The 14,129-nt window shown below is 66.1% G+C and carries 10 protein-coding genes and 1 pseudogene; 4 read left to right on the top strand and 7 right to left on the bottom strand.

Translation table 11 applies throughout. From position 1 onward, the window contains the following. Positions 1–19 precede the first annotated feature (19 nt). On the top strand, positions 20–991 hold the full coding sequence (locus ACOGXC_RS05465; protein ID WP_419919694.1) for an LLM class flavin-dependent oxidoreductase: 972 nt from the start codon (positions 20–22) through the stop codon (positions 989–991). Between the two features lie 61 nt (positions 992–1,052). Here ACOGXC_RS05465 and ACOGXC_RS05470 read toward each other — a convergent pair whose 3' ends face one another. The 3 genes from ACOGXC_RS05470 to ACOGXC_RS05480 form a co-directional block, all read right to left on the bottom strand. Beyond that, a complete protein-coding gene (locus tag ACOGXC_RS05470; protein ID WP_419919695.1) occupies positions 1,053–1,523 on the bottom strand; it encodes a peroxiredoxin in 471 nt (156 codons plus the stop codon). A 59-nt stretch (positions 1,524–1,582) separates the two neighbouring features. Next, on the bottom strand, positions 1,583–3,064 hold the full coding sequence (locus tag ACOGXC_RS05475) for an aldehyde dehydrogenase family protein (protein ID WP_419919696.1): 1,482 nt from the start codon (positions 3,062–3,064) through the stop codon (positions 1,583–1,585). A gap of 138 nt (positions 3,065–3,202) precedes the next feature. Next, positions 3,203–4,456 (bottom strand): amidohydrolase family protein, encoded by a 1,254-nt coding sequence (locus ACOGXC_RS05480; RefSeq protein WP_419919697.1) that lies wholly within the window; start codon positions 4,454–4,456, stop codon positions 3,203–3,205. A 100-nt stretch (positions 4,457–4,556) separates the two neighbouring features. On the opposite strand from ACOGXC_RS05480, the gene ACOGXC_RS05485 reads away from it, so the two are divergent. Further along, positions 4,557–6,275, top strand: a complete 1,719-nt coding sequence (locus tag ACOGXC_RS05485) for an N-acyl-D-amino-acid deacylase family protein (RefSeq protein WP_419919698.1) — start codon at positions 4,557–4,559, stop codon at positions 6,273–6,275. An 84-nt stretch (positions 6,276–6,359) separates the two neighbouring features. Continuing rightward, the gene (locus tag ACOGXC_RS05490; protein WP_419919699.1) at positions 6,360–7,562 is read left to right on the top strand and encodes an acetyl-CoA C-acetyltransferase; all 1,203 of its coding nucleotides are present in this window, start codon (positions 6,360–6,362) and stop codon (positions 7,560–7,562) included. A 67-nt stretch (positions 7,563–7,629) separates the two neighbouring features. Here the strand turns inward: ACOGXC_RS05490 and ACOGXC_RS05495 are convergent. From ACOGXC_RS05495 to ACOGXC_RS05505, 3 genes and pseudogenes are all read right to left on the bottom strand, one after another. Beyond that, positions 7,630–7,842 (bottom strand): annotated as a pseudogene (locus tag ACOGXC_RS05495) (Rdx family protein); the annotation flags it as partial. A gap of 144 nt (positions 7,843–7,986) precedes the next feature. Beyond that, positions 7,987–8,751 carry an amidohydrolase family protein gene (locus ACOGXC_RS05500; RefSeq protein ID WP_419919700.1) on the bottom strand — a complete coding sequence of 255 codons (765 nt, stop codon included), beginning with the start codon at positions 8,749–8,751 and terminating at the stop codon, positions 7,987–7,989. A gap of 141 nt (positions 8,752–8,892) precedes the next feature. Beyond that, positions 8,893–9,822 carry an alpha/beta hydrolase gene (locus tag ACOGXC_RS05505; protein WP_419919701.1) on the bottom strand — a complete coding sequence of 310 codons (930 nt, stop codon included), beginning with the start codon at positions 9,820–9,822 and terminating at the stop codon, positions 8,893–8,895. A gap of 151 nt (positions 9,823–9,973) precedes the next feature. Between ACOGXC_RS05505 and ACOGXC_RS05510 the strand changes: the two genes are divergently transcribed. Then, complete coding sequence (locus ACOGXC_RS05510) at positions 9,974–12,535, top strand: CoA transferase (protein WP_419919702.1); 2,562 nt, start codon at positions 9,974–9,976, stop codon at positions 12,533–12,535. 43 nt (positions 12,536–12,578) lie between these two features. On the opposite strand, the gene ACOGXC_RS05515 is transcribed toward ACOGXC_RS05510, so the two are convergent. Next, positions 12,579–14,078: an ABC transporter substrate-binding protein gene (locus ACOGXC_RS05515; RefSeq protein WP_419919703.1), complete on the bottom strand. Its 1,500-nt coding sequence runs from the start codon at positions 14,076–14,078 to the stop codon at positions 12,579–12,581. Positions 14,079–14,129 lie beyond the last annotated feature (51 nt).

Below are 14,129 nucleotides of genomic sequence, written 5' to 3' on the forward strand. Positions count from 1 at the left end.
GGGGCGTTAGGGTCGGATCATGCGTATCGGCATTTACCTGGATCTGCGGAATCCGCCGGAGTGGCGAAGGCCCTGGCCGGAGTTCTACCGGCAATCGCTGGAGCTGGTCGTCCAGGCCGAGGAGTGGGGTGCCGATTCGGTGTGGCTCAGCGAGCATCACTTCTTTGAGGACGGCTACCTGCCCCAACCGCTCACCTTTGCCGCGGCGGTGGCGGCCCGGACCCAGCGCATCCGGATCGGCACCGCGGTGCTGCTGGCCCCGCTGCGCTCGGCCCTCCGGATTGCCGAAGAAGCCGTCGTGGTGGATCAGATCAGCTCCGGCCGGCTGGATCTGGGGTTGGGCGCAGGATACGTGCACGACGAGTTCGCCGCCTACGGGGCCGACCTGTCCAAGCGCTACACCACTACCGACCAGCGGGTACGAGAGGTGAGGGAGCTACTTGAGGATGGTGCAGTCACCCCGCCCCCGGTGCAACGCCCGCTTCCCATCTGGCTGGGTTACAACGGTCCCCAGGGGGCCCGCCGGGCCGGAAGGCTGGGCTGCGGTTTGCTGTCCATCAACCCGGCATCGCTCGAACCCTACTTGGAGGGTCTGGGCGATGCCGGCCACCACTCGACCGCTGCCCGCATGGCCGGAGTGGTCAACATGGTGGTGGCCGATGACCCCGATGAGGCTTACGAGCGCATCCTTCCCCACCTGGCTTGGCAGCTCAACACCTACCGGGCGGCGGGGGCCTCGGGAACCGGCGGGACCCCCAGCCCGCTCACGGTGGAGAAGTTGCGGGAGCGACGCAGCACCATGGGGGTTATCTCCCCGCTGGAGGTTCTGACCCCCGACGGTGCCATCGAGCACCTACGCCGCTTGTCCGGGGGCATTCCGATGGTGGAGGCCTACTGCTGGGCCACCATCGCAGGCATGCCCGACGAGCTGGCCCACCGCCACGTCGAATTATTGTGCACGGTTGTGCGAGAAGGGGTGCTCGATCTGTGAAGGCTGCCCTTGGCCGGGGTAGCCGCTAGCTGGGTGAGGCTGCCTTTGGTTGGGTCAGGCGCTAGCCGAGTTTTGCGACATCGTTCAGTATGTCGGCGGCGTGCTGGGCCAGGTCTTGGCTAGCCAGGTCGTAAGCCCTGGCCACTTTGCCGTCGGGGGCGATGAGGTAGCTGATGCGCCGGGGCAGGCCGTACTCGTAATACTCCTCGCCCTCGACCCGCTCGGCGTGATAGGCCCGCCCCACCGTTCGGTCGGAGTCGGAGATCAGCTTGAACGGGAAGCCCTCCCGGCCGGCGAATGCCTTCTGCTCGTCCACGGTGTCGAACGAGGCTCCCACTACCACGACGTTGGCGGCATCGAACTCCGGGGCTCGGTCACGGAACCCCTGTCCCTGGATGGTTCAACCGGGGGTGGATGCCTTCGGGTACCACCATAACGCCACCCACTTGCCCCGCAGATCCGAAAGCGACAGATCCTGACCGTCCTGGTCCGGCGCGGTGAACTCCGGCGCCATCGTTCCTACTTGTAACATGGCTATGTATTCTACCTTGACAGCCAGCTAAGCGCTTGCTTGTAACATGGCTATGTATTCTACCTTGACAGCCAGCTAAGCGCTTGCATCTCGCTGTAAGCGTGAAGGCCGTAGACACCGCGGTCGCGACCGATGCCGCTCATCTTGAAGCCGCCGAAGGGGGCGTGGGTGTGGGGGGCCAGCGAGTTGAGCCCCACGTTGCCCGATTCGATGCGCCGGCCGATCTCGAAGGCCCGGGCAGTGTCGCCGGCAAACACGTAACTGAACAAGCCGTAGTCGCTGCTGTTGGCCAGCTCCACGGCGTGGTCGTCACCGTCGTGGGCCAGCACGACCACCACCGGCCCGAATATTTCCTCCCGCACCACTCGCATGCCGGGGGTGCAGTCCACCAGCAGCGTGGGGGCCACGAAGCAACCGGGCCGGTCGGGGCGCTCACCACCGGCCAGCACCGTGGCTCCTTCGGCTCGACCGCCGGCGATGTACCCCTCCACCCGGTCGCGGTGAGCTTCGGTGATGACCGGGCCCACCACCGTCCCCCGATCCCGGGCATCACCCACCTTCAGCATCCCGGCCACCGCGGTCAGCTTGTCAACCAGCTCGTCGTGGCGCGAGCGGTGGACGATCACCCGGGTGGGCGCGGTGCAGATCTGGCCGCTGTGGAATCCCCACACGGTAGCGATGGCCCCGATCGCGGCATCCACGTCGCAATCCTCGGTGAGAACGCAGGCCCCCTTGCCCCCCAGTTCCATGAGCAGCCGCTTCATGGTGGCCGCCCCGGCCTCCATGATCTTGACCCCTACCGCGGACGAACCGGTGAAGCTCACCATGTCCACGTCACGGGACTCCACCAGAGCGGCCCCGGTGCCGGCTCCCGGCCCGGTCACGATGTTTATCACCCCTGGCGGGAAGCCGGCCTCCTCGATAATTCCCACCGCTTTGATCATGGCCAGAGGATCCTGGGGCGCGGGCTTGATGACCACGGTGTTGCCCATGGCCAGAGCGGGGGCGACCTTGCCGGCCACGTTGACCAGCGGGAAGTTGTACGAGGTTATGCAGGCCACCACTCCTACCGGCTGGCGGATCACGTGGGCCCCGGCCAATCCGCCCGGTCCCAGCGGGTTGGCCTCCACCGGGTAGGGGGCCAGGGTCTCGTCCAGGTTCACCGGGGTTTGGTACTGGCGGAACCGCTCACCGCACGACGGCAACTGCATGCTCTCGGTCACGTTTACGGTGGCACCGGTCTCCCCCTGCACCAGACCGGCCAGGCTCCCGATCCGTTCATCCAGCAGGTCGGCGGCCCGGCCCAGCAGGGCGCACCGGTCGGCCATCGGCATCGCCCGCCAACCCGGCAGGGCTGCTCGGGCCGCCGCGGCCGCGTCGGCCACCTGCGAGGCAGACGCTTCGGGAGCGTGACCGATCACTCCGGTGGTGTTGGGGTCCACGATCGGGTAGGTGCCCGCATCCGGGGTCACCCACTCACCCCCGATGAGCAGGCGGTACTCCTCACCGATGTCAACCGGTGCCGGCTCGGCTGATTCCATGGGTGTCACCCCTTTCCTGCGAACCGCCGATTCACCGAGAACCCTTCGGCCCGGGGACTCTTCGGGTTACGCGGCGATACCAGAAATCCCAGAAGTGCAAATGCCAACACTGGACCTTCGGGCCGGGAAGTCTTATGGCTACGCGGCGATGCCGAACCTGTCCAGCTCGTACAGATGGATGGCGTTGCCCCGGAGCAGCTTGTAGATCTCCTCGTCATTGAGCCCGGCCTCGGTGACGATCCTGGTTGCCACCTCCTTGGTGTGGGGGAAAGTGGAGTCGGCGTGGGGGTAGTCCACCTCGAAGGTGATTTGATCCATGCCGATCAGGTCCCGGTTGCGCAGCCCCACCGCATCGTCGAACATGCAGCCCCACACGTGGCCGGCGATGTAGGAGGATGGTGGGTTGGGCAGGTTCACCCCGAATTCGCCGTTGTCGTCATTGATCCGCTCCTCCCACAACTTGTCCATGCGCTCGATCACGTAGGGCATCCATCCCACCTGGCCCTCGCTGTAAGCCACCCGCAGGCGGGGGTAACGCTCGAACACTCCCGACAGGATGTAGTCGCACATCGATCCCATGGCGTTGCTGAAGGTGATGGTGGAGCTGACTGCGAACGGCGCGTCCGGCGAAGTGGTGGGCATCTTGGATGATGACCCGATATGCATGTTCACCACCGTCCCGGTTTCCTCGCAGGCGGCGAAGAACGGCTCCCAGAACCGGCTCGGATGGTGGATGGAGGGCAGTCCCAAGTGGAATGGGTTTTCCGAGAAAGCCACCGAGAAGCTGCCCTTGGCGGCGCACCGGCGGATCTCCTCGGCAGCCAGGTGGGCATCCCACAGCGGGATGATGGTCAGGGGGATCAGCCGACCCCTGCCGTCACCGGCACACCACTCGTCGATCATCCAATCGTTGTAGGCCTTGACGCACAGGAGGGCCAGCTCCTTGTCCTCACGCTCGTGGAATGTCTGCCCGCAGAACCGGGGTAGCACGTTGGGGAAGCAGATGGATGCATCCACATGGTTGGCGTCCATGTCCGCCAGGCGTTCCTTCTGCTTCCAGCACCCGGGCAGGATCTCGTCGAAGGTCACCGGCGTGTTGGTGAGGGGTTCGAACCCGATGGCGGCCGAGAGTTTGGGGAACGGGTACACCAGATCGTCGTAGAGCCACCAGTCGCCCCACGTTCCGTCGGGGGCTCCCTTCTCGTAGCTGAACACACCACCCTCGAAGTGGAACTTGGCCTTGTCCCGCTCCACTCGGGGGCAACGGTCGTGGTACTTGCGGGGAAGGCGCTCGGTCCACAGGTCGGGTGGTTCCACCACATGGTCATCCACGGAGATGATGCGAGGGATGTCGTGGTCGTCCACGGAGATGATGCGAGGGATGTCTGCCATGGCCACCCAGCTTACCGGCAATAGGGACAATTGGTAATGGGGCCAAAGGGTCAGCGCGTGGCCTAGATTGTTGGGGGGATACCAGCAAGGGGGAAGAACCATGTTCGATACCATCATCAAGGGCGGGGAGGTGGTCGATGGAACCGGCGGTTCTCGCTACCGGGCCGATGTCGGTCTGCGGGACGGCCGCATTGCTTCCATCGGCGATCTGAGCGAGGCCCGAGCGGCCGGGGTGGTGGATGCCACCGCAAAGGTGGTGTGCCCCGGATTCGTGGATGTCCACACCCACCTCGATGCCCAGGTGTTCTGGGACTCCACGCTCAGCCCATCCCCCCTGCACGGGGTCACCAGCGTGATCGGGGGCAACTGCGGGTTCACCATAGCCCCACTCACCGACGACCCTGCCGACGGCGAATACCTGATGCACATGCTGGCCCGGGTGGAGGGCATGCCCCTGGAGTCGCTCCGGGCCGGAGTGCCGTGGAACTGGCGCACCACCGCGGAGTACTTCGACGCTTTCGACGGCACCCTCTCCATCAACACCGCCTTCAAGGTGGGCCACTCCGCGCTGCGCCGGGTGGTCATGGGCCCGGACTGCGTCAAGCGGGAGGCCACCCCCGAGGAGTTGGCCCGGATGCAGGATCTGCTCAGGGCCGGGTTGGAGGCCGGTGCGGTGGGGTTCTCCTCCTCTTGGGCCCGAACCCACAACGATCCCTTCGGCAACATGGTGCCCAGCCGCTATGCCAGCCGTCACGAGCTGGTGGAGCTGGCCCGGGTGTGCTCGGAGTTCGAGGGCACCTCGCTGGAGCTGATCCCCTGTGTCGGCCCGTTCGACGACGATGCCGTTTCGCTGATGACCGAAATGTCGGTGGCGGCCCGGACCCAACTCAACTGGAACGTGATGACGGTGGCCGCCGGCAACCTGGACGAGTGCTACGCCAAGCTGGAGGCCAGTGATCACGCCCGGACCCACGGTGGCAAGGTGGTCGCCCTTACCGTGCCGATGGCCTTCTCGGTGCGCCTCAGCATGGCCGGTGGTTTCGTGCTCGATGCCCTGCCCGAGTGGGAGAGCGCCATGCTCGCTCCCCCCGCCGAGAAGATGGCGCTTTTGGCCGACCAGGCCGAGCGTGACCGGCTGGCCGAGCTGGCGGCCCGGCCCGGCCCCCTTCAGGGTTTGGCCGACTGGTCCACCAAGGTCATCTTCGACACCTTTGCCCCCGAGAACCAGCAGTACCGGGGGCAAACGGTGGGCCAGATCGCCGAGGCCGAGGGCAAGAAGCCGTTCGATGTCCTGTGCGACATTGTGGTGGCCGATGAGTTGAAGACCTCCTTCGGCACCCCACCGCCGGTTTCCTCCGATGAGGATTGGAAGGCCCGCATCGAGGTCTGGCGGGACGGCCGGGCGGTTATCGGCGCCTCCGATGCCGGTGCCCACCTGGATCTGTTCATGACCGCCAACTACACCACTTCCATGCTGGGCCAGTGCATGCGGGAGCGGGGCCTCATCTCGATCGAGGAGGCCGTGCACCTGATGACCGATGTGCAGGCCCGCCTCTACGGGTTGCGGGAGCGGGGTCGTCTCCAGGAGGGCTGGCACGGCGACGTGGTGGTGCTGGATGAGAGCTGTGTGGGCGCCCGGCCCCTCACCACCGTGGCCGACCTGCCCACCGGTGCCCCCCGCCTCTATGGGGAGGCCGACGGCATTGACCACGTGTTCTGCAACGGGGTTGAGATCGTCCGGGACGGGCAGTTCACCGATGCCCGCCCCGGCCGGCATCTCCGCAGCGGGAGCGACACCGAGCGCGTCGATCTGAGCTAGGCAATCTACCCTGGAGGGGATCCGTCCCCCGGGGGACCAGTTTCAGCCAATCCATAAACGCCAATCCATAAACAAGGAGCCACCATGCCCGAAGCAGTCATTGTTGCCACTTCTCGCACGCCCATCGGGCGAGCCATGAAGGGGTCGCTGGTCGATGTCCGCCCCGACGACATGTCGGCGTTCATCATCGGTGACGTGCTCGGCAAGGTCCCCCAGATCGAGGGGTCCGATGTCGAGGACATCATGTGGGGCTGTGCCCAGCCCGCCGGAGAAGCCGGTTACAACATTGCTCGCCTGTCGGGGCTCCTGGCCGGCGTGGATGTGCCGGGAGTGACCGTCAACCGCTACTGCTCCTCCTCGTTGCAGACCATTCGTATGGCGGCCCACGCGGTGCGCGCCGGCGAGGGTGACGTGTTCGTTTCCGGCGGGGTGGAGTGTGTGAGTCGTTTCGGGGCCGGAGCCGCCGACCGGGGCGGCAAGAACGCCCTCTTTGCCGAAGCGGAAGCCCGATCCTTGGAGCGCAGCGAGGAGGGAACCCCGGTGTGGTCACCACCCGAGGGGCTACCCGACATTTACATCGCCATGGGCCAGACCGCGGAGAACGTGGCCCAGTACAAGGGCGTGAGCCGCCGGCGCCAGGACGAGTTCGGTGTGATGTCCCAGAACCGGGCCGAGGCCGCCCAGGCGCGGGGGTTCTTCGAGCGAGAGATCACCCCGTACCCGCGGGCCGACGGCTCGCTGGTTAGCGCCGATGACGGCATCCGGACCGGTACGGTCATCGAGAAGGTGTCCCAGCTCAAGCCGGTTTTCCGTCCCGACGGCACTGTGACCGCGGGCAACGCCTGCCCCCTGAACGACGGTGCCGCCGCAGTGGTGGTGATGAGCGACACCAGAGCGGCTGAACTGGGCATCAAACCGCTGGCCCGGATCGTGGCCTCGGCGGTGGCGGCGGTGAACCCCGAGATAATGGGTCTCGGCCCCATTCCCGCCATAACTCAAGTGCTGGAACGAGCTGGCATGACCATTGATGACATCGATCTGGTGGAGATAAACGAGGCTTTCGCCGCCCAGGTGATCCCCTCGGCCGATGAGCTGGGTATCGACTATGGCAAGCTGAACGTGAACGGTGGTGCCATCGCCCTGGGTCACCCCTTCGGAATGACCGGGGCTCGTATCATGTGCACCCTGCTCAACGGCCTGGAGGATGCCGGCAAGACCTTGGGGATTGAGAGCATGTGCGTCGGTGGCGGCCAGGGCATGGCCATGATCGTCGAGCGCCTGAACTGAGGCACCCGGCTTTTTCAGCCCCTGGGGTGTTCGGGCTCTCTCAGCCCCAGGGGTTACGAGCTTGGGGCTATGTGCCGTAGCGGTTCACCCCGGTGGCATACCGGCTGGTGAATAGCTCCAGAATCTCACCGGGTTCGGCGTGCCGGCAGCAGCCGTCCTTGGAGAAAAGCATCTCCCCATCGACTTCCACATCGAAGATTCCCGATGTCCCCGTCACCAGGGCCAGGTTCTCGATGATGTGCTGGTAGTTACCCAGCAAGTCCTTGGCAGCGCTCACGGCGTGCTCCGAATAGTCTCAAGGGACGCAATAGGTGATGGTGATGCGATGCTTTTGAGCCACGGGAGCAGGCTACCAGCGGGTTCACACGAATGTTTCCCACCTATGGTTATTGCCCGTCCGCAAATACCTCTCACCTCCCCCGGTTCAGTGCAATTCGGGCCACAAATCCAGGGCGGTGCCGCCCAAGAATTGGGCTTGCTCAGGGGTTGACATGTTCGAGCAGGCCGCCCGAGCCTGGTCCACCAGTTCACGGTAGGGACGGTCGTGGGTCTGGGAGTAGTCGGACCCCCACATGATCCGGTCGAGGCCGAACTGCTCGGCCAGCCGTTGCAGCACTGATGCCGGATCGCCCGAATCCAGCACATGAGGGGTGACTTTCAGGTACAGGTTGGGCAGGTGGGCGTAGTCGCCCATGGTCTCGGGGGCGAAACCGCAGTGATCCAGAGCGAGGGCCACATCAGGATTGGCCGCCAGGGCCTTGCCCAGCGCGGGCAGATGATCGGGAACCGTGGCCGCGCTCACCCGCAGGCCCAGCCGCCGAGCCGCGTCCCACGTGGCCTCGTGGTGCAGCAGCCCCTCCCCACCGATGGCGAAGAGACGTACCCCACCCACTCCAGCGGCGGCCAGAGGGTCGAGTTCGGCGGGATCGTCCACGATGGCCACCGCGCCGAGAATGCCGGGGTGGGCCGACCGGGCGGCAACGATGTAGGAGTTGTCGGTGCCGTAGGCCCCCTGAGCCTGGACCAGAATCGCCCGATCCACCCCCGCGCCGCCCATCTCGACCCGCAACTCTTCCACCGTGATCGGTGCTTCATGCACCCACTCCACCCCCGGATAGTCGCCCACCCGGAGCGGGTACCGCTGATGATCGCCAGAAATCACATGAGTATGGGTGTCCACTACCAGCACCCGATCAGTCTGCCCGACATGAGGTCATCGGGTTGGGTAATCCCGAGGTCTCCGGGTGTCCACTACCAGCACCCGATCAGTCTGCCCGATGCAAACTCGGTAAGAGTTGTACCTAGCTGGTGGGTTCAGCGGGAAGGGTGGTTAGGAGATGCGTGCCAGTTGGCGATGGAGCCAGTCCTCCTGGTCGGCGGTGTAGCGCCGGGCCACCTCGGTGCCGGCGAACAGGGCAACTCCATGGGGGGCACCGGGGTAGACGTGCAACTCGGTGGGGACGCCGGCACCGTAGAGGCGCATGGCGTAGGTGATGTCCTCGTCGCGGAAGCCGTCCGCACCCCCGACGCAGACGTAGGCCTCGGGCAGCCCTGACAGGTCGGTGGCTCGAGCCGCGGCCGCGGTGGGCGGGATGTCGTCGGTGCCGTACATAGCGCCGAGATAGCTCTGCCACCCGAATGTGTTGGATGCCTTACTCCACACCAGAAGATCCTCGAGCCGGCTGGACGGGGTCTGCTGACGATCATCGAGCATCGGGCAGTCCAGCAACTGGAACTGCACCGGCACTTCACCCCGGTCCCGAGCGAGCAGCGCCAGGGCCGCGCTCAAACCTCCCCCGGCGCTGACACCGGTGATGCCGATCTTGTCCCGGTCTATGCCGATCCCGGTTGCGTTGTCATACGTCCATCTCAAACCGGTGTAGCAGTCCTCCAGCGGCCCCGGGTACGGGGTCTCGGGAGCCAGGCGGTACTCCACCGAAACCCCGATGATGCCGTACCGCGGACACCACCGGTCGAACTTGGCATCATCCATGTCGAAGCTGCCCAGAACGTAGCCCCCGCCGTGAATCGAGTACACGCATGGTGCCGGGCCCTCCAGCCCCTTGGGCCGGTGGACTCTCACCATCACGCCGGTGGCTTCATCGATCACATGTTCCGTGCGCTCCACCGCATCGCTGAGCTCGGCGAGCGCAAGCCTCGGTCTTTCCCGCAACTCCGGCAGGATCGCGGCGTTGATTTCCCCAAACGGCACCAAGTCCTTGAGGGGTTCGATTTCCTCGTGCAACGGGATCGTGGCCACGTACACTCCTTTTTGAATTGGGTTGAAGCCTCATGGATATTTGGCCAATGGCTACTTGGCCAATGGATATTTGATCAATGGCTACTTGATCAATAAATACTTGCTCAGCGGCTGGTTGAGCAAGATAGCCCACCGGCGATCCGGCACTGGTGTGGCCAGGAAGAGCCCGGTTTTGGGTAGTCTGCCGGGCAATGTTGAGGCGTTGCTGGGCAATGGGCCGGGGCGAGGAGGCGGCATTCGTGGATGGCAGCACCCGATACCGGACAATGTACCGGGGCGACCTCTCGAGCCCGTGATCCTCCAGCACTGGCGCGTCATTGAGGTGGGCGGGGGCATCGCGGCCTGCTACGCCGGCAAGCTGCTGGCCGACGCCGGAGCCGACGTGATCAAGATAGAGCCCCCCGGTGGCGAACCCCTGCGCCGGTGGTCGGCCTCGGGTGCCGACCTGGGGAATCGGGACGGTCCCCTGTTCCAGTTCCTGAACACTTCCAAGCGGTCGGTGATCGCCGACTGGGGTGACCCCGGCATCATCGGGTTGCTGAGTACCGCCGACATCGTCATCGACTCCACCGACCGGGGTTTGCCCCCATCCATCACCGGTACCGCTCGCCGTGCCAATCCCGCTCTGGTGGTGGTGTCGCTCTCGCCGTGGGGGCGCACCGGTCCCTGCGCCGGACGGCCGGCCACCGAGTTCACCCTCCAGGCCGAGTGCGGCGGTCTGGGTAAGCGGGGCAACCCGGAGCGGCCCCCGGTACAGTCCGGGGGCGCCATCGGCGAGTGGACCACCGGCATCTACGCCGGAGTGGGTGCGCTGGCGGCGGCTCGAGCTGCCGGTCGCAGTGGCCGGGGCGACCACGTGGATGTGTCCATGTTCGAGACGATGGTCATGACCATGTGCACCTACGCCTGGATAAACAGTGCGTTCACCGGTGACCCCGACCCCGAACGGCCCGGCCGCAACGTGGAGCTACCCTCCATCGAGCCCACCGCTGATGGTCACGTGGGCTTCTGTACGGTAGCTCGCCAGCAGTTTCTGGATTTCCTGGTCATGATCGAACGCCCCGACTGGCAGGAGGATGAGGAGATGTGCAGCCATGCGGGGCGCTGGAAGCGGCGGGAGGAGTTCCGGGCCGCCATGCACGCCTGGACCACCCGGCGAACCACCGCCGAGGTCATCGCCGAGGCATCGGCCCGGCGCATCCCGGTAGCCCCCATAGGCAACGGGGCCACGGTGCCCACCCTGGAGGCGTTTTTGGGCCGGGAGGCGTTCACCGCCAATCCCTCGGGAGGTTTCACCCAGCCGACCGTGCCCTACGAACTGCACGGCACCACTCCCCGACCCTTCGCCCCGGTCCCCGCTCCTGGTGAGCACACCGGGCAGATCGAGGCTCGCGCTCCCCAACCCGGCAGGGATGAGCTCGCGTCCCTACCCCTGCACGGTGTCCGGCCGGGTTCGGATGGGATTGAAGTTCCCGGCAGGGATGAGCTCGCGTCCCTACCCCTGCACGGTGTCCGGGTAATCGACTTCACGGCCTGGTGGGCCGGGCCCATCGCCAGTCACTCCCTGGCCCTCCTCGGTGCCGATGTGGTCAAGATCGAATCCGTGTCGCGACCCGACGGGATGCGGTTCGCCTCGGCCCGCCCCCCCACCGAGGACCAGTGGTGGGAGTGGGGCATGGTCTTCCACGGGGCCAACACCAACAAGCGGGGCATCACCCTGGATATGCGCTCCCCCCGGGGGGTGGCAATGGCCGAGCGGCTGATCTCCGATGCCGATGTTGTGATCGAGAACTTCACCCCCCGGGTGATGGAGGAGTTCGGTCTCGACTGGGACCGCCTGTCGTCCATCAACCCGAGGGTGATAATGGCCCGGATGCCGGCCTTCGGGCTCAGCGGGGCCTGGCGCAACAACACCGGGTTCGCCCAGACCATGGAGCAGCTCACCGGCATGGCCAACATCACCGGCTATCCCGATGAGGATCCCCAGATACCCCGGGGGCCGTGCGACCCGCTGGCCGGGATGCACGCGGTTTTTGCCGTTCTGGCCGCGCTGGAGGAGCGGGATCGCACCGGTCGGGGCCGGCTGGTGGAGGTAACCATGGTATCCGCCGCCCTCAATGCCGCGGCCGAGCAGTTGGTGGAGTACTCGGCCCTCGGTCGTCAGCTTCCCCGGCAGGGCAACCGGGGGCCGCGGGCCGCCCCCCAGGGGGTCTACCCCGCGGCCGGTACCGAGCGCTGGGTGGCGGTGGCGGTGGCCGATGATGCTCAGTGGGAGGCTCTCTGCCACCTGTGCGAGCGCTCGGACTGGGCGAGGTACAACACGGTGAGCAAGCGGCGGGCCGCGGCCGATGAGATCGATACCGGGTTGGCCGAGTGGCTGGCCGGAAAGGTTGACACCGACGCGGTAAGAGCACTGACTGCTGTCGGGGTTCCAGCCGGCGTTGTGATGCTCCCGGCCGAGATCGGTGATCACCCCCAGCTCCGGGCTCGCTCGTTCATCGAACCCGTCCACCACCCGGTTTGCGGCGAGGTACCCGCCGCCGGCCTGCCGTTCAGGTTCGATTCGGTACCCGGTGGCTGGATCCGAAGCCCCGCTCCCACCCTGGGCCAGCACAATTGTGAGATTCTGACCAAGGAGCTGGGCATATCCCCCTCCGAACTGGCCGATCTGGAGAGCCAGGGCGTTATCGGCACCCGTCCCGTAGGGGTCTAGCGCCAGAAGCGTTATCGGCACCTGTCCGGTTTAGGTCTGGGGATCAGCCGCTTGCGGCCCCGGGTTTGGATGATTCGGCGGGGTCGGGGCGGCTGGGGCTGACTCCCAGCGTGGCCGATGTGGTGAGCTCAACCAGGTTGCCGGCCTCGCAGTCCATGGTGCCCTGGGCGAGGGGGTGGCGGCGCACCCAGCCGCCCGGGGTGGGGCTCATGAGCACGAAGCACGGTGAGGGGATGCCCTCGGCGGGGTTGGTCGGGCCGTGCAGGCCGTTGCCATCCCACTCGGTGATCGTGCCGGCCGCTTCGATAACCAGGTCCCGGGTCAGCCCTCCCCCGCTGGTGAACATGGCCTGGTTGACCGCCCGCTCGAACAGCAGTGCCGATGCCCAACTGGAAAGGCCGATCAAATCCTTCCCGGCCTCGGGGTTGGCATCGGGACCTACCTGGGTGAGGTAGAACAGGTATTCCACCAGGGCGGCGCTCTCACCGGGTTCCTCAAAGGGGAGCATCCCGATGCTTACCCATACGTTTGATCCCAGCTCCCCCACATCTTCGGCCCAACCGCGGGAGTAGCAGTCCAGTGAGCAGTGGACGAAGGCCAGCTCCGCGTCAAGCTCCTCGTCCCCTTCCGGGGGTTCCGGCCCGGGTTGTCCCGCCGGGGTTGCCCCGCCGGCCTCCGCAGGAGGAGAAAGTGGCGGGTCAACCGGCTTCGCCCGGGCCTGGAGCAGCTCCAGGAGCCGCCGGCCACCGGCTGACCAGGAGATGGCCCGAACATCGGCCTCCTCCAGCGCGGCTGCTATGGCGGCGTAGTCCTCGTTGAGGTCAACGGTGGTCCGGAAGGAGAACTCGAATCCTGCTTTGGTGGCCGCCTCGATCTCCCGCTCGGCCCGGTAAAAGGCCACGGGCAGGTCCAGCACCACCGTGGCTACCGCGGTGGCGGCATCGGGGAAGCGCTCGCTCAGGTAGCGGGCCGGGCCGGCCTGCCCCAGATTGTTGGCGGTGGGATTGGAAACGAATGTCACCGGTGACTCCCTCCGGGCCGGACTCAACGCGGCTGCGGGGAAGTCGGGCAGGCGGCAGGACTCTTCGTTCAGTATGTCCACCCCATCCCCATCGAACCGCGCGTAAGAGCCGACCAGGGCGAAGATGTCGCTCCGGCACGCCTCCTGAATGGCGGCCCGGTGATCGAACACGTTGGCGTTGATCAGAACTACCTCTACATTCCGACCCCCGACCCCGCCGCTGTCGTTCACCGATTGGGCCCAGGCTCGCATGGCCAGCCAGGCCGACTCGCTGCCATCGCTGACCACGTTGCCGGTGCTGGTGTCGGCAATGACTCCAACCCGGATCACCTTATCGCTGATACCGGGGGTCACCGGTACCGCGGTCGGCCCCGGTACCACGGTGGGTACAGCCGCCGGAGTGGCGGTCGCGGTGGGGGTAACCGGGGACCTCACCACCGGTCCCTGTAGATCGGGGGTTTTGCAGGCCGGGGCCAGCAGGGCCAGGGCCGCGACCAGCACCCCCAGAACCGGGATCCTCATGAGCAGGCGACCCAACCGCACACTCAATGGTCGCGCGTGTGGGTATGGGTA

The sequence above is a fragment of the Candidatus Poriferisocius sp. genome (assembly GCF_965202595.1).
Taxonomy (GTDB): domain Bacteria; phylum Actinomycetota; class Acidimicrobiia; order Acidimicrobiales; family Bin134; genus Poriferisocius.